This window comes from Frankia sp. EI5c (assembly GCF_001636565.1).
GTDB lineage: Bacteria > Actinomycetota > Actinomycetes > Frankiales > Frankiaceae > Parafrankia.
Window position 1 is genome coordinate 203,608 of the sequence record NZ_LRTK01000007.1, and the last position, 20,605, is coordinate 224,212.

The following is a 20,605-nucleotide window of genomic DNA, read 5'->3' on the forward strand; positions in this document are numbered from 1 at the left end:
CCGGTCAGTAGTGGTCGACCACGTCGACCACGTCACCGGCCTGGTCACCGAGCACGATCTTGCCGACCGCGACCATGTGCGAGCGCCAGTGCGCCTCCGCCGCCGGGCCGTCACCGGCCAGGATGAGCTCGACCAGCCGGCGCTGGGAGCGGACGCTGCGGCGCCGGCTGGACAGCGGCCCGGCGATCCCCCCGTCCTGGCTGGCCGCCGTGATGGCACTCGCCACGACCTCGGTCAGCATCTCCGCGACGATCGCCAGCGTCTGGTTCCCGGCGAGGGCGACCAGCCGCTGGTGGAACCCGGCGTTGGCCCGGGCGAACGCGTCGGTGTCGGCGAGCGACTCCTCCTGCTCGTTGATGACCACGCTCAGCTCCGCCGCCACTGCCGCCCGCGAGCCCGGCAGCTCGGCGACCCGGCGGGCCGCCAGCGGCTCGAGGTGGCTGCGCGCGGTGTAGACGTCCGCCAGCGGGACGTTGCGCGCCTGGAGCACCAGCGCCGCGGTGCGGGCGGTGAGCCGCTCGTCCGGCCGCCGCACGAAGATCCCGCCGAGCACCCCGCGCTCCACCGAGATCAGCCCCTGGACCTCCAGGATGCGCAGCGCCTCGCGCAGCGAGGGCCGGGAGACACCGAAGCGCTCCACGAGCTCCGGTTCCCGCCCGATCAGGTCGCCGTCCGCGATCTGCCCGCTGACGATGAGCCGGCGGAGTTCGTCGGCGATCCGCTGCGGCTTCTCGCGGGGTGGACGTTTCTCGGCCACGGAACCTCCCCAGCTGCGCCGATGGCCGGTCAACCGGCCTTGTCCACTGTTTGTTCGCCCCGCATCGTTTCATGCCCCCGGGACAGCGCCCGACCGGTTGTCCGGCGCGCGGCCGGCGGGTGCCGGGGGCCGGTGTTAGCACCGGCCGAGCCCGCGCCGTTCCCGGCCCCGCGGCCTGCCCGCGGCGGCCCGGACGGCACCGCGGGAGGTGGCCGCCGCCAGAACACGGCGGTACAGTCACCAATGTGGAAAGTGTCGTTTTCGTGAGGTTAAAGTACCGCTACCCATGAGGCCGAGGAAGACAATGACGGATTTCAGGCCGATCGACGCCGACAATCACTACTACGAGTCCCTCGACGCCTTCACCCGGCATCTGGACCGCAGGTTCGCGCACCGCGGCGTCCAGGTCGTGCAGGCCGGCAAGCGCGTACAACTGGTCATCGGCGGCCGGGTGAACCGGTTCATCCCGAACCCGACCTTCGACCCGATCATCGTGCCGGGTTGCCTGGACCCGCTGTTCCGCGGGCAGATCCCCGCNGGTGTCGACCCCCGCCAGCTGATGAAGGTCGAGCCGCTGCGGGCGGAGTACCGCGACCGCGACGTCCGCGCCGACCTCGTCGAGCAGCAGGGCCTGGACTCGGTGCTGCTGTTCCCCACCCTCGGCTGCGGTGTGGAGGAGGCGCTCAAGGACGACATCGGCGCGACCATGGCCAGCCTGCACGCCTTCAACCGCTGGCTGGAGGAGGACTGGGGGTTCGACCACCGCGGCCGGCTCATCTCGGCGCCGATGCTCTCGCTCGCCGACCCGGCGGCCGCCGTCACCGAGCTCGACAGCCTGATCGAGCGGGGGGCGCGGATCGTGCACGTGCGCCCCGCCCCGGTCCCCGCCGAGTACGGGACGTCCCGCTCGCTGGGCGACCGGCGCTACGACCCGGTCTGGGCACGCCTCGCCGAGGCATCGATCCCCGTCGCCTTCCATCTCGGTGACAGCGGTTACGAGGCGTCCACCACCTCCTGGGGCGGCACGGGGCGGTTCGAGGGCTTCGGCAACATCAGCGTCCTGACCAGGGTCCTGGTGTCGGACCGGGCGATCCACGACACGATCGCCTCACTCGTGGTCGACGGTGTCTTCACCCGCCACCCGGCCCTGCGCGTCGCCAGCATCGAGAACGGTTCGGACTGGGCGGCCCTGCTGGTCAAGCGGCTGCGCAAGCAGGCCAACCAGACCCCGTGGGCGTTCGCCGACGACCCGCTGGACACCATCCGCGAGCACGTGTGGGTCACCCCCTACTACGAGGAGGACCTGCGTAAGCTCGCCGACCTCATCGGCGTCGAGCGCATTCTGTTCGGCTCCGACTGGCCGCACGGCGAGGGGCTCGCCGAGCCGCTCGACTTCCGCAAGGAGCTCGACGGCTTCACCGACGACGAGATCGGCCGGATCATGCGGGACAACTGCCTCGACCTGCTCGGCGCGGGGCGCGGGTGAGCACCGCCGACGGCGGGCCGGACGCCGCCACCGGGCACGGGCCGGGCGGCGGGCCCGGCGATGACGGCTCCCGAGCGCTGCTGTGGGAGGAGGTGCGGGCCTGGCTCGCCGAGCACTGGGACCCCGACCTCTCCGTCGACGACTGGTGGCGCGTCGTCGCCGCCGCCGGCTGGACGGCGCCGCACCTGCCCGTCGAGCAGGGCGGGCGCGGGTTGCCCCCGCGGGCCGGCCGCACGGTGCGGGCGGCGTTCAGTGCCTTCGGCGCACTGCGACCACCCGGTGGCCTCGGGCTGTTGATGGCCGCCCCGACGATCCTCACCCTCGGCACCCCCGACCAGGTCGCCCGGCACGTGCCGCCGATCCTGGCGGGGCAGACCGCCTGGTGCCAGCTGTTCAGCGAGCCCGGTGCCGGTTCCGACCTCGCCGGCCTCACCACCCGCGCCGAGCGGGACGGCAACCGGTGGATCATCAACGGGCAGAAGGTGTGGAGCAGCCAGGCCCGCGAGTCCGACTGGGGCATGCTGCTCGCGCGCACCGACTTCGACGTCCCCAAGCATCGGGGCATCTCCTGGTTCGCGCTGCGGCTCGACCAGCCCGGGGTGACCATCCGGCCGCTGCGCGAGATGACCGGCGACGCCGTCTTCAACGAGGTCTTCCTGGACGACGCCGTGTGCGAGGCCGCCGACCTGGTCGGCGGCGAGGGCAACGGGTGGCGGGCCGCCCAGACCACGTTGCACTTCGAGCGCACCGGGATCGGGGCCGGCGGCGGGCATGCCGGGTTCCCGGATCCCGGGCCGAAAGGCGGGCTGCTCGGCCTGCGGGCCGGTGACGCCGCCCGGCTGCGGCCCCCGGAGCGGCTCACCGTGGCGTTCGACGACCTGGTCGAGCTGGCCCACGCCGAGGGAAAGGCAGCCGACCCGCTGATCCGCCAGAAGCTGGCCCGGCTGTACTGCTACACGCAGATCGGCCAGCTCAACGCCCGCCGGGCCCGGGCCGAGGCCCGCGGCGGGGACGCTGCCCCCGGGGGGGCCGCGGGCGGGCGTGCCGCCGGTGGGGGCGGCGCGGCGTCGATCGCCAGCATCGGCAAGATCGCGCAGACCCGCATCTTCAAGCTCTCCGCCGAGATCGGCCTGGACATCCTCGGCGCGGGCGGCATGCTCGCCGGCCCCGACGGAGCCCAGGACGGCCGGTTCTCGTCGGCGTTCGTCTTCTCCCCCGCGTCGTCGATCTACGGCGGCACGGACGAGATCCAGCGCAACATCGCCGCGGAGCGGACCCTGGGCCTCCCGGCCGAGCCCCGCACGGACACCGACCGGCCGTACCGAGAGGTCCTCCGCGGGCTCGGCAGACACGCGGACCGCCCGCCCGATTCCTGATCCTGATCCGGCTCCGGCTCCGGCGGCGGCGGCGGCGGCGGCGGCGGCCCAGTATGCGCCGGCCGCCGCCGGAGCCGGCTACAGTCCTATGCGGCCCGCCAGCAGCTCGCGCCAGCGGGCCGCGTCACCGAAGAGCAGCTCCGAGGACTTCGCCCGGCGGAAGTACAGGTGGGCGGGGTGCTCCCAGGTGAACCCGACGCCGCCGTGGATCTGGATGTTCTCGGCGGCGACCTGGAAGTACGCCTCCGAGCAGTAGGCCTTCGCCATCGCGGCCGCCCGGGCAAGGTCGCCACCCGCGGGCCCAGGGCCGCCGTCAGGGGCGCCCTCGCCCGAGGCACCCCCCGCCGAGGCGCCCGTACCGGCGGAGCCCTCGCCGATCTCGGCCACGGCCGCGGCCGCGCACCAGACGGCGTGGTAGGCGGCCGACCGTGCCGACTCGACCTCCAGCAGCATGTCGGCGCACTTGTGCTTGATGGCCTGGAAGCCGCCGATGGGCCGGCCGAACTGGGTCCGCTCCTTGGCGTAGCGCACCGCCATGTCGAGGGCGACCTGGGCGCCGCCGACCTGCTCGGCGGCCAGGATCGTCACGGCCAGGTCGAGCACCCGCTCGATCACCGGCCAGCCGCGCCCCTCCTCGCCCACCAGCACCGCCGGTGTGCCGGCGAGCCGCACCCGCGCCTGCCGGCGGGTCTGGTCCAGGGTCCGCAGCGGCGTGCGGGTGAGGCCGGGCGCGTCCCCCGCCACCGCGAACAGGGAGATGCCGGCGTCGGTCCGGGCGGCGACCAGCAGCAGGTCCGCGGTGTGCCCGTCGAGCACGTAGGACGTGGTGCCGGTGATCGCCCACCCGTCGCCCGCACGGGCGGCCGCCGCGGTCACACCGCCCTCGTCCCAGCTGCCGCTGTCGTCGACGAACGCCAGGGTCGCGATCGTCTCGCCGGCGGCGATGCCGGGCAGCCAGGTCTTCTGCGCGGCGGGGTCACCTGAGCACAGCAGCGTGTTCGCGGCCAGCACGGCGGTCGCGAAGTAGGGCGCGCACACCAGCAGCCGGCCCATCTCCTCGGCGACGATGGCCAGTTCCAGGAAGGTGCCGCCGCTGCCGCCGAACTCCGCCGGGATGGCGAGGCCGACCAGGTCGAGCTCACCGGCGAGCCGGGCCCACACGGCCGGGTCGTACCCGGGCGCCGTCTCCATCAGCCGGCGTACCTCGGACTCCGGTGAACTGCGTTCGAAAAAGGCGCGGACGGTGCGGCGCAGCGCCACCTGTTCGGCGGAGAACACGAACGGCGGCGCCGTCATACCGGGCACCGAAACCGCGTCCCGCCGGTTCGGTCAGAGCTCATGTCGTGCCCTCCCAGAGGCAACCGCCGGCGGAACGCCGGCAAAAACCGGGTAACAACGATTTCCATTTCCTGCCGCCTCATTTCGAACAATGCTCCGGACACGGTGCGCAGCGGGCCCACGGGGCGACCACGGTGCCGTCAGCCGTCAGGCACCGAACGGCAGGACGATGGTGCGGGTCTCCAGGTAGGCCTCGACTCCCTCCGGTCCCATCTCGCGGCCGATGCCGGACTGCCGGAAGCCGCCGAACGGGCTGCGCGGCTCGACGATCGCGACCGAGTTCACCGCGCAGGTGCCGGTGCGGATCCGGCTGGCCACCGCCACCCCGCGAGCGGTGTCCGCGGTCCAGACCGAGCCCGAGAGCCCGTAGTCGGAGTCGTTGGCGATGGCGACGGCCTCGTCCACGTCGCGGTAGCGGATCGCCGTCACCACCGGCCCGAAGATCTCCTCGCGGGCGATCCGGCTGGCGTTGTCGACGTCGGCGAACAGCGTCGGCTCGACGTAGTGGCCGGCGTCGAGGCCGGCCGGGCGACCACCGCCGACGACCAGGCGGGCGGTGCCCGCTCGGCCGTCGGCGAGGTAGCCCTCGATCCGGTCACGCTGCCAGGCGGAGACGACCGGGCCGATGTCGGTGCCCGGGTCGCGCGGGTCGCCGACCTCCAGCCCGCGGATGTGGTCGGCGAGCGCGTCGATGATCTCGTCGTAGCGGGTGGCCGGCACCAGGATGCGGCTCTGGGCGGCGCATACCTGGCCGTTGTTCTGCAGGCCGGAGTCGAGCAGCTGCGGCACGACGGTCGCCAGGTCGGCGTCGTCCAGGATGATGCCGGCCGACTTGCCGCCGAGCTCCAGCGTGCAGCGCCGAACGAGCTCGCCGCAGGTCGCGCCGACCGATCGCCCGGCCGCGCCGCTGCCGGTGAACGACACCTTGTCCACACCCCGGTGCGCGACGAGATAGCGGCCGAGGTCGGCGCCGCCGGGCAGGATGCTCACCAGACCCGGCGGGACGTCCGCGGCCAGCAGCACCTCGGCGAGCAGGAACGCGCTGAGCGGCGCCTCGGGAGCCGGCTTGAGGATGATCGGCGCGCCCGCCGCCAGTGCCGCGCCGAGTTTCATGCAGGCGATGAAGACCGGCACGTTCCACGGCACGATCCCCGCCGCCNCCCCGACCGGGACCTTCTGCACCAGGCACGGGCCCATCAGGCCGGCGCGTTCCTGCTCGAACGGGAAGCTCTCCGCGAGGTCGGCGAACCCGTCCAGAATCATGGCGGGGGCGATGGCCTGGCCGAAGAGGGAGAACTTCGCCGGGGACCCCATCTCGTCGGTGATCAGCCCGGCGAGCTCCTCAGCCCGGGCCTGCAGGCCGGCGGAGACCTTCCGGATCACCTCCGCGCGCTCCTTGCCGGAGCCGGGCGCCCACCCGCCGCCGGTGAGGGCGGCGGCCGCCGCGGCGACCGCGGCGTCGGCGTCGGCCTGGCCGGCCTCGGGGACGGTGGCGACGAGCCGCCCGTCGTGCGGTGAGCGGACCTCCATCCGCCGGGCGGAGGCGGGTGCGCGCCAGACGCCGCCGACGAGGAGCTGGTCGCGTTCGATGACGGTGCTCATGTTGTCGCCTCCGGGGGCAGCAGTCGCCGCGCTACCTTGCCTGTCAGCAGTCGCGGCAGCTCGGCCAGGAACACCACCGAGCGGGGGCACTTGTAGTGGGCGAGACGGTCGCGGGCGAACGCGATGAGCTCCGCCTCCAGCCCGGCGAATCCGGCGGGGTCGGCCGGGATCGCCGCCGGCTGGACGACGGCGCGCACCGACTCCCCCATCTCGGCGTCCGGCACGCCGATCACCACCACGTCCGTGACGGCCGGGTGCAGGATCAGGACGTCCTCGATCTCGCGGGGGTAGATGTTGACGCCGCCAGAAATGATCATGTTCGACACCCGGTCGGTGAGGTAGAGGTAGCCCTCCTCGTCGACCCAGCCGACCTCGCCGAACGTGCCCCACCCGCGGTGGTCGTAGACGCCGGCCGTCTTCGCCGGGTCGCCGTGGTACTCGAACCTGCGCGCCCCCTCGAAGTACACCCGCCCCTCGGTGCGCGGCGGCAGCTCGTTCCCGTCCTCGCCGACGATGCGGACCGTGCCCAGCAGCGACCTGCCGACCGAGCCCGGGTGGTCGAGCCACTCCTGCGGCCCGATCGCGCAGAACCCGAGGCCCTCGCTGCCGGAGTAGTACTCGTGCACGATGGGGCCCAGCCAGTCCAGGACGGCCCGCTTGACCTCCGGCGGGCAGGGCGCGGCCGCGTGCACCAGCGTGCGCAGGCTCGACAGGTCGAACCGGGCGCGGTCCTCGGCCGGCAGCTTCAGCAGCCGGACGAGGTGGGTCGGGACCACCTGCAGCAGCGTCGCCCGGTGGCGCTCGACCAGCCCGAGGAACTCCAGTGCGTCGAACCGCTCGGTCGCGACGACGGTGCCGCCCAGCCGGTGGACCGCCGTCGCCCAGCCCAGCGGAGCGGCGTGGTAAAGCGGCGCCGGGCTGAGGTAGACCGTCGACTCGTCACCGCCGTACAGGAACCTGACCATGGTGGTGAACTGGCTGGGCTCGCCGAGCGGACCACCGAACTCCGACGGCCGGATGCCCTTGGGCCGGCCGGTGGTGCCCGAGGAGTAGAACATCCAGTTGCCCTCGCATTCGTCCCCGATCGGCGAGGTCGGCTGGGCGTCGAGGAGCTCCTCGTAGGAGTCGAACCCCTCGATCGGCCCGCNCACGGCGAGCCGCGCCTTCAGCGCCGGGGCCTCCAGCCCGGCCACCACGTCCGCGCGCGCGGCCGACGCCACCAGCACCGTGGCGCCGCAGTCGGCGACGATGTACCCGGCCTCGCCCGGTGACAGATGCCAGTTGATCGGGGTGACCAGCAGGCCGGCGCGCAAGCCGGCCCACAGGATCACGAAGTACTCGACCCGGTTCTCCATCAGCACGGCCACGTTGCCGCCGACACCGAGGCCCAGGGACCGGAAGACGTGGGCGAGCTGGTTGGACCGGGCCTCGAGCTCCCCGTACGAAAGCACCCGGTCACCGATGATCACCGCCGGCCGGTCCGGCACCGCGGCCGCGAACCGCTTCGGGTGCTCGATCTCCACGCCGTCGTCCACGCCGTCGTCCACGGCGCCGCCCACCCGACCGTTCGCGTCGCCGTCCGCAGCGCCGTCGCCGTCCCTGTCGCCGTGCATGCCAACTCCCTACGCGCCGACGGACACCAGGTGCGCCGTGCCGGCCACCGCGACGCCCGCCACCGATCGACTCGAAGTAGCTTTGGGTAGCAACCTGTCGCTTTAGGTAACTTCTGATGACTGTCCGAGGTGACCGCAGAGGGGGTGGCCGCCTTCAGGGGCGCCCGAACGGGAGGAGCACCGGCTTGACGACCTTTCCCGAGAGCGAGGCATCCTCGGCCGCATTGATCTCCGCCAGCGGAAAGGTCTCGATCAGCCGCTCGAAGGGGAAGGCACCGGCCCGCCACAGCTCGATCAGCCGCGGGATCAGCACCTGCGGATCAGCGCCGCCTTCGAGGATATTTGATACCTTTTTGCCGAGCAAAGTGATCGTGTCGAACGTGACCGGCCCGGTCTGGATGCCCACCATCCCGCAGTGCCCACCCGCCCGCAGGGCGGCCACGGCGCTGCCGATCACCGTGGGGTTGCCGGTGGTGTCGAAGGTGTAGTCGGCACCACCACCGGTCAGCTCCTGGATCCGGGTGACCAGGTCCTCGGCTCGGCCGTCCAGCGTGTGCGTCGCCCCGAGTTCCACGGCGAGATCCAGCCGGTGCGGGTGCAGGTCCACCGCGATGATCGGGCCCGCGCCGGCCACCTTCGCCGCCATCAGCGCCGCCAGCCCCACCGCGCCGGCTCCGAACAGCACGAAGCTGGCGTCGGCGCGGACACCGAGGTCGACGAACACCGAACCCGCGCCGGTGAGCAGGCCGCAGCCGAGCGGCCCGAGGAGCTCCAGCGGCAGGTCCCCGTCCNCCACGACCACCCCACGCTCGGCGGCGAGGCAGTGGGTCGCGAACGAGGACTGGCCGAACCAGCGCGAGGCGATCTCCCCGCCGTCGGCGTCGCGGGCACCGGTCGTGCCGTCGAGGCGCCGGCCGAAGAAGTTGCGGAAGAGGAACAGATCGCAGTAGGGCGGGGCGCCGCGCCGGCAGCTGGCGCACTCGCCGCACGAGTCGAACGACAGCACCACGTGGTCGCCCACCGCGACCCGGGTCACGCCCTCGCCGACCGCCTCGACCACACCCGAGCCCTCGTGCCCGGTGATGATCGGCGGGGGCACCGGCGCCATCTCCTGGCGTGGCACCACGTCGGTGTGGCACATGCCCGCGCCGACGACCCGGACGAGCACCTCGCCCGGCCCCGGCGGGTCGAGCTCGACCTCCTCCAGCACGTAGGGCCCGTCAACCCGCCGCAACACCGCCGCGGTCGCCTTCATCCGGCGCCCTCCCGTCCTCCGACATCGCCGTCGCAAGGGAACCCTAAGACATAGATCTAGATGTTTCAATAACTCCCAGACCCGTCATCACATCTGGAACTCCGGCGGTTCCTCGGCCTGGGCTACGGCCAGCCTTCACCCGCCCCGGGAGGAAGTCGTCGCGCCGGAAACGCCGACTAGGAGCGGCGCGGCCGGCCGCTCCTCGGGTCAGGGCCTCGGGTCGCTCGCCTCCCTGGCCAGGCGGCGCAGGATGGAGCGGCCATCACCGGAGAGCGCGAGCCGCTCGTCGACCTGGCTGTGCCACTCCCGCGGCCGGACGATGCCCAGGCCGCCGAGGCTGAACACGGACAGGTCGATCACCCCGGGCAGCTCCAGCCCGTACTCGTTGCCCAGCGCCGCCGACAGGACGAGCGAGGTCCGCACCGAGGACAGGAGGTAGGTCGCCTGCTCGACACCGAACAGCGGGTCGATGCCCGACGCGGCCGTCGCCCCGCCGATCAGCTCCCGGTAAAGCGCCGTCACCGGCGCCTGCGACCGGGCGACCAGGGCCGGGTCGACCTGGCCCATCTGCTGCCGGAGCTGCGAAAGGCCACGGTCGACGCCCGCCCTGTCGTGCAGCGCGGGCAGCCGAGCGGCCGCGATGACGGCTCCGGCGAGGCGCTCGACCGGGTCGGCGAGGCCGGCGACCGCGGCGCGGATCATCCGCGCGTAGGTACGCATCGCCTCCTCGTAGACGGCGAGGAGCAAATCGTCCTTGCTGGCGAAGTACTGGTACAGCGTCCGCAGCGACTGACCCGCCTCGTCGGCGACCTCCTGGACGGTCAGCGACTGGCCGTTCGTACGTTCCAGCACGGTCGCGGCGGCCCGGATCAGCCGGGCACCGCGGTCGATCGACCGCCGCTGCGCACTGCTCAGCGAGCGGCCGACGACCCGCCGCTGCCAGTCGGCGCCCGCCTCCTCGTCGCCGGCCGGACTCCGCTCGGCCGCCGCTTCGCTGTCCATTGCACGCAGACTACCGAGTCCCGCATGTCACGCTGTGAGCGCGCCGGAAGCGAGCCGCCGCCGGGCGCCGTCACGACCCGGCGGCGGACGGCTTGGCCAGCTCGGACTTCATCCCGTCGAGCAGCATCAGGATCGGCAGGCCCGACTCGCTGAGCGCGTGCCCGTGCCCGGTCTGGTGGATGTCGAACACCGACTGGACGGCCGCGTAGAAGCCCTGCACGTCCAGCGTCTGGTTGACCGCCCGCTTGGCCTGCCGCAGCGCGAACGGGTGCTTGGTGGCGATCTCGGCGGCGAGTGCCCGCGTCTCGGCTCGCAGGTCGTCCAGGGGGACCACCNGGTTCACCATGCCGACCCGCTCGGCCTCCAGCGCGGTCATCTTCCGGCCGGTGAACAGCAGCTCCTTGGCCTTGCGGGCGCCCCACTCCCAAGTGTGACCGTGGTACTCGACGCCACCGATGCCCATGTTCACCACCGGGTCGGAGAAGGTGGCGTTGTCGGCGGCGATGATCAGGTCGCACGGCCAGCACAGCAGCAGGCCACCGGAGATGCACACCCCCTGCACCGCGGCGATCGACGGCTTCGGCACGTTGCGCCACCTCAGCGAGTACTCCAGGAACCGCCGGGCCTCGATCTCATAGATCCCGGCGAGCGTCCAGGACGGCGCGTCGGCGGCCGCGTCCCCGCTCCCCACGCTCTTGATGTCGTGGCCGGCGGAGAAGTGCCTGCCGTTGGCCTGCAGGACGATGACCCGCACCTGCGGGTCCTCGGCCGCCCGACGCCAGGCCTCGTCGAGCTCGTCCAGCAGTTCCAGGGTCTGCGCGTTGGCGGCCTGCGGCCGGTTCAGCGTGATGGTCGCGATCCGGTCGCCGGCCTCGTACTCGATGAACGTCGCACCCACGGGAAATCCTCCGAACTCCGGTGTCCCCGCCCACCGGGGCGGGCTGCGAGTCGATGACGGGACGGGCCCTCAGGCGGTCGCCTTCTTCGCGATGTCGGCGGCGTGCACGCCGATCTGCCGCTCGAACCGGCCCTGGTCGAGACTGCGGACCGACACGTCGTGCCCGGCCACGGCGGCCCGCAGCGCCCCGACCGTGGACTTCTCCCGCGGCAGGTGGGAAAACGGGTCGAACGAGTACCAGCGGCACGCGTTCTCGTAAGTGATCTTGTTGACCTCGTCGTCGGGCACGCCCGCGGTGACCCGCTCCAGTTCCTCGGCGGCGAACGGCCAGGAGGAGTCGGAGTGCGGATAGTCGCATTCCCACGAGATGTTGTCGATGCCGATGTCGTGCCGCAGCTTCACCCCCACCGGGTCGGCGATGAAACAGGTGAGGAACCGCTCCCGGAAGACCTCGCTGGGCACCTTCCCGCCGAAGTCCTGACCCGTCCACAGGCGGTGCATGTCATAGGTGCGGTCGACCCGGTCCAGGAAGTACGGAATCCAGCCGGTGCCGCCTTCCGACAGCGCGATCCGCAGGTCCGGGAACTCCTTGATGACCCGCGACCACAGCAGGTCGGCGGCCGCCTGGCAGATGTTCATCGGCTGCAGGGTGATCATGACATCGATGGGCGCGTCCGGAGCGGTCACCGAGAGCTTTCCCGACGAGCCGAGGTGGATCGACAGCACTGTGCCGGTGTCCGACAGCGCCCGCCACAGCGGGTCCCAGTAGGTGTCGTGGAAGCTCGGGTACCCCAGCGTCGCCGGGTTCTCGGTGAACGTGAGTGAATGGCAGCCCTTGGCCGCGACCCGGCGCACCTCGGCGGCGCACAGCTCGGCGTCCCACAGGATCGGCAGTGCCATCGGGATGAAACGGCCCGGGTAGGCGCCGCACCACTCGTCGATGTGCCAGTCGTTGTACGCGCGCAGCACCGCGAGCGCCAGGTCCTTGTCCTCGGCGGCGGCGAACAGCCGGCCGCTGAAACCCGGGAAGGACGGGAAGCACATCGAGCCGAGGACACCACCGGCGTTCATGTCCTTGACCCGCTCGTGCACGTCGTAACAGCCCGGCCGCATCTCCTCGAAGGAGGTCGGCTCGATGCCGTACTCCTCCTTCGGCCGGCCGGCCACCGCGTTCAGCCCGATGTTCGGGATGACCGTGCCGTTGAAGGTCCAGACGTCGGAGCCCTCCGGGGTCCGGACCACCTTCGGCGCCTGCTCGGCGAACTTCGCCGGCAGCCGCCCCACGAAGACGTCCGGCGGCTCCACGAGGTGGTCGTCGACGCTGACCAGAATCATGTCGTCTGCCTTCACAGCACCCTCACCTCGCAGGACACCTGGGACGCCGTCCCGGGATCTGGCCGGCCCGTGTTGTCACGCGGCCGAAACAGTACAGTATGACTTTTCTTTTCAGAAAGCACTACTTCGGCGACGGGCCGGGTGCCCGTCACCGGCCGGGCTTGCGTTCCGAGAAGAAGAACGCCTCCGCGTTGCCGTACAGCCACGCGTCGCGGACCTCCTCGTCGAGACCGAGGCCGGCGACCTCCGTGGTGCAGCGCCGCATGGACAGCACCGGATGGTCGGACGCGAACAGGATCCGGTCCCGGCCCCTCGTCCGCAGGTAGTGCAGCAGGGACTCCGGCAACCGCTTCGGTGACCAGGCGGACGTCATCATCCGCAGGTTGCGGTATTTGATCATCATTCGGATCGCGGTGTCCCACCTACGGGTCGGCACCGTGGATCATGCACAGCCGCAGCTCCGGGAAGCGGATGCACACCCGGTCGAGATGAATCGGGTTCTGCGGCTCGGCCGGGATCGGCGGGCCGGGGATCCCGGTGTTGACACACAGCGGCAGATCCAGCTCGCAGCACTTGGTGTAGAGCGGGTAGTAGACGGCGTCGCTCGGCGGGTACAGGCCGTCGCCCCAGAAGCTCGGGCCGACCGCGGCGTAGGCGACCGGGTAGTCCCGCGTCATCGACTCCAGGTCACGGAGCGCGGGCATCGGGCGCAGCAGGTTGAGCCCGCCGACCCCTACCGCGAACCGGTCCGGTCGGGCCTCCGCGTAGCGCATCGCCCGGTCCGGCCGTTTGCGCACGTTGCTCATCAGGATCGCCCGCTCGACACCGGCGGCGTCCATGGCGTCGATCAGCTCCGGCAGTTCGGGGCTGCGCAGGAAGTCCTGGCCGCCCTTGAAGTAGTCCTCCTTCACCCGCACCAGCCAGTCGGGCGGCGCGCTGTCGCCCATGTGGACGTTCACCAGGCAGTCGATGGCCTTCACGCTGACGTCACCCTCCGGGAACTCGGCACGCTCTCCTCGGTGAGGAGGCGGCGGAGCGCGTTGATATCGATCTTTCCGCTGGCCAGCCGCGGCACCCGGTGCGGGTCACCGACGACCAACCAGCGGGTCGGCATCTTGAAGCCGCTCAGCCGGCCCCGGGCCTGCTCGGCGAGCTGCTCCGGGCTGTGCGGCGCACTCGTCACGACGAGGGCCGCGACCACCCGCGCACCCGCTCCGCCCGCGCCGCCCGCGGCACCGGCGGCACCGGCGGGCAGGTCGGTGACGTGGGCGTCCGCGACTCCCGGCAGCGCGCGGAGCACCGCCTCGACCTCCATCGGGTAGACCGTCGCGCCGGAGACCTTGAACATGTCGTCGAGGCGCCCCCGATACCAGAGGTAGCCGTCGGCGTCGAGGACGCCGCGGTCGGCCGTCCGGTAGAAGCCGTCCGCGTCGAACACCTCGCCGCGGTCTCGACCGGTGAGGCCGCGCATCAGGTTCGGCCCGCGCAGCCGGATCTCCCCCTCCGCACCGGCGGGCAGCACGTCGCCGCTGTCCGGGTCGGTGATCCGCACCTCGACACCGGCGAACGGCCGGCCGCAGCTTCCGTGCTTTCCCGCGGGCAGGTCGAGGTCCAGCCGGGAGCCGCAGTACGGCCCGAACGTCTCCGTCATCCCGAACAGGTTCGCCCGCGCCCCGGGGGCCGGGCGGGCCGCCGGGGGGAGCACCGCGGGCAGGCTCGCGGGACGCAGCGCCGCCAGGTCGGTGGTCGCGAACGCCGGCTGGCTGGCGAGCCGGGCGGCCTGGTCAGGCCAGCCGCGGAACAGCGTCACCCGCTCCCGCTCCAGGAACGCGAGCGTCCGCGCCGGCTCCGGCGCGGCCTCGGTCAGCAGGGTCGCCCCCGCGACCAGGACCGAGAGCAGCCCGCCGGCGAAGCCACCCGTCCAGAAGAACGGCATCGGGATGTAGAGGCGCTCGCCGCGCCCGATGCGGCGGCAGTCCAGGCTGGCCGCGACCGCCCGCAGCCCACTGCCGTGGGTGTGGATCACGCCTTTCGGGGTGCCGCGGCTACCCGAGGTGAACAGCACGGCCAGGTCGTCCGCCGGGCGCACGGTGCGCTCCAGAGCGTCGACGACACCGGTCGGCAGGGCGGCGGGCTGGGGGGCTGGCAGCTCGTCCGAGCGCCAGACGCGGCGCAGGGACGGCACCGCCGCCCGCCGGCGGCCCGCGCGCAGGTCACCGGTCAGCCCGGGCGCGACCGACTCCAGCTCGTCGAGGTAGTCGCGCCCGCGCAGCCGCGGCACCACGACCAGTTCGGTCACCGCCGCGGCCCGCAGCTGCGCGAGCAGTTCGGGTGGCCGCAACAGGGTGCTCAGGGGAACGAGGACCGCGCCCACCCGCAGCACCGCGAGCGCCGTCGTCGCCCACTCGATGCCGTTCGCCATCACCAGCCCGACCCGGCTGCCCCTGGTGACACCCGCCCCGACGAGACGGGCCGCCAGCGCCCGGCTGGCGTCGTCCAGCTCGGTGTACGTGACCGCCTCGTCGTCGTTCACGAACGCCTGGAGCGCGCCGTCCCGCTGCCGCCGGGTGGCGAGCAGCGCCGGGATGGTCAGCACCTCGGGCAGCACCGTGGTCGGCTCCACCGGCGGGCCCGTCGGCAGCCCGACCGCATCGTCAGCCGGCATGGAGCAGCTCCCGCAGCGCGGGCACGTCGATCTTGCCGCTGGACATCGTCGGCACCTCGTGCTCGGCGAGCAGCACGATCCGGCGGGGGACCTTGTAGGCCGACAGCCGCCGCGCGAGCTCGCGGCGCAGCCCCTCGACGTCGACCTTGTGCCCCGAGGGCACCCGCACCGCCGCGGCGACGATCTGGCCGCGGGCCTCGTCGGCCAGCCCCACCACGTGGGCGGTCAGCCCGGCGACGTCGCGGATCGTGGCCTCGACCTCGATGGGCGAGACGTTCGCCCCGGCCGTCTTGATGACGTCGCCGCCGCGGCCCTGGAAGTAGAAGAAGCCGTCTTCGTCGACCACGAAGAGATCACCGGTGTGGTACCAGCCGTCGGCGTCGAACACCTCGTGCCGCTCCCGGCCGTAGTACCCCTCCATCATGAACGGGCCACGCAGCCACAGCTCCCCCACCTCACCCGGGCCGACCACCCGCCCGTCGCCCGGATCGACGACCCGCGCCTCGAACCCCGGCGCGGGACGCCCGAACGAGCCGCGCCGGTGCTCGGGCTGGTCGCCCTCGTCCTCGCTGACCAGGCAGACGGAACCGGTCTCGGTCATCCCGAGCATCTGGTGGCGCAGCTGCGGATCGGCCGGCCGGACGTCCGCCGGCATGATCGAGTACAGATTCCCGCGTCGGATCGACGAGAGGTCCCGGCGGGGGAAGGTCGGGTCCGCGGCCAGCGCCGCCACCGACTGCGCGTAGCCGTTCACCATCGTCGGGCGTTCGCGTTCCAGGACGTCCAGCACCACCCCGGCATCGGCGGCGTTGGAGCAGACCAGCCGGCCGCCGGCCAGCAGCGTGCCGAGCAGGGCGTAGGCGAACCCGCCGATCCAGAAGAACGGCGAGTTCGAGAACAACACGTCCTCGGGGGTATAGCGGCGGATCTCGTTGAGGTTCGCGAGATGCCGGATCAGTGCGCCGTGCGTGTGGATCACGCCCTTCGGCGCACTCGTCGACCCGGACGTGTGCACGATCACCAGCCGGTCGCCGGCGGACACGGCATCCTCGGCGGCGCGGACCACATCCCCGCCGATCATCCGGCCTGCCGCCAGCAGGGCCGGCGCCGTCCAGGCCGGGCCGACCCCGCGCACGCCCGCGGACCCGCCCGCGGGCCGGCCCGCGGCACCACCGGCGGTCCCGTCCCCGGAACCGGCCGTCGATCGGGCCGGGGATCCGAAGAAGACGTGGCGTAAGGCTGGCGTCGAGGGTGCGAGCAGCGGCGGCGGCATGGACGGTCCCGACGCCCCGTCCAGTGCTGCGGGCAGCTCGGGAACCGCCGCCCGCAGCGCCGCGACATAGTCGTGACCGCGGTAGGCGGGTGCCGCGAGCAGCACCCCGACATCGGCGCCGCGCAGCAGCGCGCCCAGCTCGGCGCTGGTCGAGAACGTGCTCAGCGGCACGGACACCGCACCGATCCGCGCGGCCGCCAGCCAGCCGACGACGAAGTCACTCCCGTTCGGGTACAGCAGACCGACGTGCATCCCCCGGCCGACCCCCACCGCCAGCAGGCCGCGGGCGAGCTCGCGCGAGCGCCGGTCCGCCTCCGCGTAGGTGAGTGCCTCGTTGTCGCAGACGAGCAGCACCCGCGCCCCGTCCCGGGCGGCCCGCTCCCTCAGCAGGGCCGGGACGGTCAGCGGGAGACCGTCGCCGGCGTCGACCGTCGTTGCGATCATGTAACCGCCCTCCGTGGTGACACCGCGGGCAGCCGGGACCGGTCGCCCCTGACCGCCGTCATCTCCGCCTCGCACAGCACGACGTCGCCGGCGAGCAGCTGGCCGGTCGAGGAGATGCGCGCCCCGTCGGCCGACCGGGCCAGCACGAACCGCAGCTCGGCGAGCAGCGGGGTGGGCCTGCGGTAGCGCAGCGACAGGCTCGCCGTCTTCCCCGCGACGCCCAGCTCGCAGTTGTGGTGCTGGATCGCCGCGTCGAAGAACAGCGCGAGGAAGCCGCCGTGGACCAGCCCGGGCGGCCCCTCGTAGGCGATCGGGAAGGTGACGGTACCCTCCGCCCGGTCGCCCGCGACGCTGATCTCGTACTCGGGGAACATCGGGTTGAAGGCGCCGATGTGCCGCGAGTGGTCGAGGTAGACGCGGCCGGGGCCGTCCGCCTCCGGTCCGACGCGGGGTGGTCCACCGGCCCGGAGGCGGGGCGCGAGCTCCCGCTCCGCGGCCTCCAGCGCGTCCAGCAGGAGGTCGAGGGCAGGGTCCTCGTGCTCCAGCGCGAGCACCAGCCCGGTCACGCGGCGCAGCCGGGCGGCGGCCCGCTCCGTCTGCGCCAACGCCTCGACGCCGAACGCCCACGGTTCGACCGGGGCCGGCTCCGTCACCGCAGCCGCCAGCCCGGGCGGGCCGCCGGCTGCCCGGCCGCCTCGGCCGACGCCGCCGCCTGTCTGGCGGAGGCCGCCGCCTCGGCCATCCCAGCCGCGTTGCCGAGCCGGGTGTAGATCAGCGACTGCTCCATCGCGGCGCGGTACGGCCGGTCCAGCGACTCCCAGATGGCGCGCACGGTGCCCTGCGTGGCGGTGGACGGCTTGGCCGCGATCCCCGCCGCGATCTCGTGCGCCCGCTCCCNCAGCCGGGCCCGCTCGACGACCTCGGTGACCAGCCCGATCCGCAGCGCGGTCTCGGCACCGACCCGCTCGTCGTTGCCCATCAGCGCGATCCGCAGCGTCTCGGCCAGCCCGACCCTGCGCATCAGCCCGATCGGCTCCACGGCGCACACCCGGCCGTAGGTGACATGGGAGTCAAAGAACGTGGCGTCAGCCGAGCAGATCACCACGTCGGACTCGTTCAGGAAGTAGAAGGCGCCGGCCGTGCAGATGCCCTGCACCGCGCACACCACGGGCTTCCAGCACTTCTGCCACTTCGGGCTCAGCATCTCGCCCGGGTCCTCGTGGTTCCAGACATCGTCCGGCTGGCCGAAGGGCTTCTTCACGTCCAGCCCGGCGCTGAAGGCCCGGTCCCCCGCGGCCCGCAGCACGACCGCGTTGACCTGCGGGTCCAGCTTCACGCGCTGCCAGACGTCCCGGATCTCCTCGCACATCGCCCGGTCGAAGGCGTTCATCGCCGCCGGCCGGTCGAGGGTGATGGTCGCGACCCGGTCCGGCGCGGTCTCGTACCGGATGGTCGAGTAGGTCGACATCATGATCCCCTGCCAATCCGATCGGTGCGCCCGGCCTGGTGAGCGAGCTGATCAACGAGCTCCCGCGCGCCTGCCCCGGAGCCTGGCGCCGAACCCCGCCCGGGGTACATCTAGCGCCCGCCGAACCCGGGCGCGCGGCGTTCTCGGAACGCGGCGAGCCCCTCCCTGAAGTCGGCGGTGCGCGAGGCCAGCTCCAGCGCGAACGCCTCGTCCTGCATCGCCTCGGTCAGCCCGAGTTCCAGTCCGCGGTTGACCAGGCGTTTCGTGAGGCCGACGGCGACCGTGGCCGCCTGGCCGAGCGTCTCGACCAGCGACGCGACAGCCTTGTCGAGATCGACATCCGGGACGGCCCGGTACACCAGGCCCCACTCGGCGGCCTCGGCGCCCGACAGCCGCCGGCCGAGCAGCAGCAGCTCCTTGGCGCGGGCGACGCCCACCAACCGGGGCAGCAGCCAGGTGGCACCGCTGTCCGGGCTGAACCCGCGAGTCAGAAACGGTTCCCAGAACGTGCTGTTCTCCGCGGCGACGGTGAAGTCGGCGGCGAGCGCGAGCTGGAAGCCGAGCCCGGCCGCGTACCCGCGCACCGCGCACACGACCGGAAGCTGCACCTCGGTGACGAGCTGGATGAGCCGGTGCGCCTGCAGCGCCGTGCGCCGCTGCACGCTGCCGGGACGCGGCCGGGTGCCACCGGCGGCCTTCGATGCGTCCGAGGTGGTCGAGGTGGTCGCCGTGTCCGCCGTGTCCGCCGTGTTCGAGGCAACCCAGTCCGCCCCGGAGCAGAAGTCCGGGCCGCGGCCTTCGATCAGCACCACCCGCAGGGTGTCGTCGGTGGCCGCGTCCTCCAGCGCGCCGACGAGGCGGCGCACGGAGGCGGTGTCGAGGGCGTTGCGGCGCTCCGGCCGGTTCAGCCCGATCCGCAGCACGCCGCCGTCCCGGTCGAGGAGCACTGCCGGCTCCGTGGACGGCCGCGCGCCACCGGGAGGCCTGTCCACCATCAACCCGTACCTCCCTGGCCCTCGGCGGCAGTGGGCGACGTCGCCGGCCGGCCCGCACCCCGCGGCGGGCTCCAGGCGACGTGCGCCGCGAGCAGGCTAGTAGATGGCCATTTAAATGTCTAGAGGTATAGCATGGCCCACGGTGTCCTGATCAGCGAGAGGGAGAGCCCATGAGCGAGGGCCGCGTACTGCTGGAACGTGACGAGGAAACAGGGGTCGCCCGTCTCACCCTCGACAACCCCGCCCGCCGGAACGCCTACGACCCCGCGATGCGGGACCAGCTCAGCGCCCACCTCGACGACCTGGCGCTGGACGACGCGATCAAAGTCGTCCACCTGCGCGGCAGTGGCGGTGTCTTCAGCACCGGCGCCGACATGGGCAACGCCTACGCCTGGTACGGCGACGAGGCCCAGAAGCGCACCCGGCGGCCCAGCCAGCGCCGCCGGCTGTCCGTCGACCGCAGGACCTTCAGCTTCTACCACAACTTCCTCGGCTACCCGAAGGCCACCGTCGCCGAGGTCCGCGGGTACGCGCTGGGCGGCGGGTTCGAGCTGGCGCTGATGGCCGACGTCGCGGTGGTCGCCGGCGACGCGCGGGTCGGGATGCCCGCCACCCGCTTCCTCGGCCCGGCGCTCGGATCACTGCACATGTTCTTCTACCGGCTCGGACCGGTGCTGGCCCGCCGGCTGCTGCTGACCGGTGACATGATCCCCGCCAGCGAGGTGGCCCACCTCTCGGTGTTCACCGAGGTCATCGAGGACGCGGACGTCTCCGCCCGGGCCAGCTGGTGGGCCACCAAGCTCTCCCGGATGCCGGCCGACGGCATCGTCATCGCCAAGGAGGCCTTCCGCCTGGTCGAGCAGCTGCAGGGATACCAGGGCGAGGAGGTCGCCAGCTACCTCTTCCACGCCTACGGCACCAACCTGCAGTTCGAGGAGGGCGAGTACAACTTCGTGAAGACCCGGGCCGAGCACGGCACGAAGCGCGCCTTCGAGCTGCGCGACGAGCACTTCACCGTGCCCGACCCGCGCACGGACGACCACCTGGCACGCTGAGCCGCACCACACAAACATCTATACAAATGACGGAGTTTGACTC

13 protein-coding genes and 10 pseudogenes are annotated in these 20,605 nt (G+C 72.6%); 4 read left to right on the forward strand and 19 right to left on the reverse strand.

Annotated elements, in window-relative coordinates:
* Positions 1–4: 4 nt before the first annotated feature.
* Entirely contained in the window at positions 5–757 is a 753-nt protein-coding gene (locus UG55_RS05920) for a FadR/GntR family transcriptional regulator (RefSeq protein WP_242423790.1), read from the reverse strand.
* A 304-nt stretch (positions 758–1,061) separates the two neighbouring features.
* Between UG55_RS05920 and UG55_RS32860 the strand changes: the two are divergent.
* The 3 genes and pseudogenes from UG55_RS32860 to UG55_RS05930 form a co-directional block, all read left to right on the forward strand.
* Positions 1,062–1,294: pseudogene (locus UG55_RS32860) on the forward strand (amidohydrolase); the annotation flags it as partial.
* Position 1,295: 1 nt separating this feature from the next.
* Positions 1,296–2,243 (forward strand): annotated as a pseudogene (locus tag UG55_RS05925) (amidohydrolase family protein); the annotation flags it as partial.
* Positions 2,240–3,619 (forward strand): acyl-CoA dehydrogenase family protein, encoded by a 1,380-nt coding sequence (locus tag UG55_RS05930; RefSeq protein ID WP_083986446.1) that lies wholly within the window; start codon positions 2,240–2,242, stop codon positions 3,617–3,619. The pseudogene UG55_RS05925 and the gene UG55_RS05930, both read left to right, overlap by 4 nt.
* 78 nt (positions 3,620–3,697) lie before the next feature.
* On the opposite strand, the gene UG55_RS05935 is transcribed toward UG55_RS05930, so the two are convergent.
* The 18 genes and pseudogenes from UG55_RS05935 to UG55_RS05995 form a co-directional block, all read right to left on the reverse strand.
* Positions 3,698–4,915 (reverse strand): acyl-CoA dehydrogenase family protein, encoded by a 1,218-nt coding sequence (locus UG55_RS05935; RefSeq protein WP_066063903.1) that lies wholly within the window; start codon positions 4,913–4,915, stop codon positions 3,698–3,700.
* A 189-nt stretch (positions 4,916–5,104) separates the two neighbouring features.
* Positions 5,105–6,116, reverse strand: a 1,012-nt coding sequence (locus UG55_RS05940; protein ID WP_242423791.1) for an aldehyde dehydrogenase family protein, incomplete at its 5' end; no start/stop codon positions are given.
* Between the two features lies 1 nt (position 6,117).
* A pseudogene (locus tag UG55_RS32865) lies at positions 6,118–6,559 on the reverse strand (aldehyde dehydrogenase family protein); the annotation flags it as partial.
* Positions 6,556–7,706: AMP-binding protein (locus UG55_RS05945; RefSeq protein WP_242423792.1), on the reverse strand; the 1,151-nt coding region annotated here is incomplete at its 5' end. The gene UG55_RS05945 and the pseudogene UG55_RS32865, both read right to left, overlap by 4 nt.
* A 1-nt stretch (position 7,707) precedes the next feature.
* A pseudogene (locus UG55_RS32870) lies at positions 7,708–8,172 on the reverse strand (AMP-binding protein); the annotation flags it as partial.
* Between the two features lie 154 nt (positions 8,173–8,326).
* The coding region (locus tag UG55_RS32875) for a zinc-binding dehydrogenase (protein WP_396230813.1) at positions 8,327–8,963 on the reverse strand (637 nt) is incomplete at its 5' end.
* 1 nt (position 8,964) lies between these two features.
* A pseudogene (locus UG55_RS32880) lies at positions 8,965–9,427 on the reverse strand (alcohol dehydrogenase catalytic domain-containing protein); the annotation flags it as partial.
* Between the two features lie 207 nt (positions 9,428–9,634).
* Positions 9,635–10,429, reverse strand: coding sequence for a TetR/AcrR family transcriptional regulator (locus UG55_RS05955; RefSeq protein ID WP_066063911.1), 795 nt, complete (start codon positions 10,427–10,429; stop codon positions 9,635–9,637).
* Positions 10,430–10,499: 70 nt separating this feature from the next.
* Positions 10,500–10,764: pseudogene (locus UG55_RS32885) on the reverse strand (enoyl-CoA hydratase); the annotation flags it as partial.
* Position 10,765: 1 nt separating this feature from the next.
* A pseudogene (locus UG55_RS05960) lies at positions 10,766–11,327 on the reverse strand (enoyl-CoA hydratase); the annotation flags it as partial.
* 69 nt (positions 11,328–11,396) lie between these two features.
* Entirely contained in the window at positions 11,397–12,677 is a 1,281-nt protein-coding gene (locus tag UG55_RS05965) for an amidohydrolase family protein (protein ID WP_066063917.1), read from the reverse strand.
* A 133-nt stretch (positions 12,678–12,810) separates the two neighbouring features.
* Positions 12,811–13,609, reverse strand: a pseudogene (locus UG55_RS05970) (amidohydrolase family protein).
* Positions 13,610–13,638: 29 nt separating this feature from the next.
* On the reverse strand, positions 13,639–15,327 hold the full coding sequence (locus tag UG55_RS05975; protein WP_083986448.1) for a class I adenylate-forming enzyme family protein: 1,689 nt from the start codon (positions 15,325–15,327) through the stop codon (positions 13,639–13,641).
* On the reverse strand, positions 15,317–17,044 hold the full coding sequence (locus UG55_RS05980; RefSeq protein WP_066063919.1) for a class I adenylate-forming enzyme family protein: 1,728 nt from the start codon (positions 17,042–17,044) through the stop codon (positions 15,317–15,319). Before UG55_RS05980 ends, UG55_RS05975 begins: the two co-directional genes overlap by 11 nt.
* A complete protein-coding gene (locus UG55_RS05985) occupies positions 17,041–17,697 on the reverse strand; it encodes a hypothetical protein (RefSeq protein ID WP_128422862.1) in 657 nt (218 codons plus the stop codon). The genes UG55_RS05980 and UG55_RS05985 overlap by 4 nt, the downstream gene beginning before the upstream one ends.
* A pseudogene (locus UG55_RS32890) lies at positions 17,694–17,941 on the reverse strand (enoyl-CoA hydratase/isomerase family protein); the annotation flags it as partial. The pseudogene UG55_RS32890 and the gene UG55_RS05985, both read right to left, overlap by 4 nt.
* A 1-nt stretch (position 17,942) precedes the next feature.
* Positions 17,943–18,515, reverse strand: a pseudogene (locus UG55_RS32895) (enoyl-CoA hydratase/isomerase family protein); the annotation flags it as partial.
* 107 nt (positions 18,516–18,622) lie between these two features.
* Positions 18,623–19,507 carry an enoyl-CoA hydratase/isomerase family protein gene (locus tag UG55_RS05995; RefSeq protein WP_066063925.1) on the reverse strand — a complete coding sequence of 295 codons (885 nt, stop codon included), beginning with the start codon at positions 19,505–19,507 and terminating at the stop codon, positions 18,623–18,625.
* 170 nt (positions 19,508–19,677) lie between these two features.
* On the opposite strand from UG55_RS05995, the gene UG55_RS06000 reads away from it, so the two are divergent.
* Positions 19,678–20,562: an enoyl-CoA hydratase/isomerase family protein gene (locus tag UG55_RS06000; protein ID WP_066063928.1), complete on the forward strand. Its 885-nt coding sequence runs from the start codon at positions 19,678–19,680 to the stop codon at positions 20,560–20,562.
* Positions 20,563–20,605 lie beyond the last annotated feature (43 nt).

What these genes read in the sequence shown, in the direction of transcription:
- UG55_RS05995 (WP_066063925.1), bottom strand. Translation starts at nt 19,507, where the DNA reads ATGGTGGACAGGCCTCCCGGTGGCGCGCGGCCGTCCACGGAGCCGGCA.
- UG55_RS05975 (WP_083986448.1), bottom strand. Translation starts at nt 15,327, where the DNA reads ATGCCGGCTGACGATGCGGTCGGGCTGCCGACGGGCCCGCCGGTGGAG.
- UG55_RS05955 (WP_066063911.1), bottom strand. Translation starts at nt 10,429, where the DNA reads ATGGACAGCGAAGCGGCGGCCGAGCGGAGTCCGGCCGGCGACGAGGAG.
- UG55_RS05980 (WP_066063919.1), bottom strand. Translation starts at nt 17,044, where the DNA reads ATGATCGCAACGACGGTCGACGCCGGCGACGGTCTCCCGCTGACCGTC.
- UG55_RS06000 (WP_066063928.1), top strand. Translation starts at nt 19,678, where the DNA reads ATGAGCGAGGGCCGCGTACTGCTGGAACGTGACGAGGAAACAGGGGTC.
- UG55_RS05935 (WP_066063903.1), bottom strand. Translation starts at nt 4,915, where the DNA reads ATGACGGCGCCGCCGTTCGTGTTCTCCGCCGAACAGGTGGCGCTGCGC.